Origin of the sequence: Leclercia sp. M50, assembly GCF_037150775.1 — a bacterium.
GTDB lineage: Bacteria > Pseudomonadota > Gammaproteobacteria > Enterobacterales > Enterobacteriaceae > Enterobacter.
The window spans coordinates 1-546 of record NZ_JBBCPK010000232.1; the positions used below are offsets into that span (position 1 = coordinate 1).

The 546-nt window shown below is 50.9% G+C and carries 1 pseudogene; it reads right to left on the reverse strand.

The annotated features are described in order from the left end of the window. Nucleotides 1–482 (reverse strand): annotated as a pseudogene (locus WFM46_RS23780) (transposase); the annotation flags it as partial. Between the last annotated feature and the right edge of the window lie 64 nt (nucleotides 483–546).

Consider the following 546-nt stretch of genomic DNA (forward strand, 5'->3'; position numbering starts at 1 on the left):
CAGATGGATCTTGCGATAACCATAGACGCATCCCGATTCCAGCCAGAACTGTTTAATCTGTCCTGTCAGTCTCAGGTCTGCCCGATGGCGTTGTGAATGCGGCTGCTGAAGCCATGCGTAAAAGCCACTGGGATGAACATCCAGCACCCGACAGAGCAGGCGAACAGGCCAGCAACGGGCGTTGTCACGGATAAAGGCGTACCTCAGTCGGACAGTTTTGCGAAGTACGCCGCGGCTTTTTTTAATATGTCCCGTTCGTCAGTAACCCGCTTCAGCTCTTTCTGGAGACGGCGGATCTCGGCCTGAGCATCTGACTGTTCTTTATGAGTGGAGGAATCCGGACCGTACTTCTTTATCCAGGCGTAAAGGCTGTGGGTGGTGATATCGAGACGTGTTGCAACGCTGGAAACAGAATAACCACGATCAACAACCTGTTTGACTGCTTCAATTTTAAACTCTTCGGGATAACGCTTACCGCTCATGGGCACCTCTCTTTAAGCCATCTTAAATGACTCTGAGGTGTCTGTTAAACCCGTGGCGATTCAT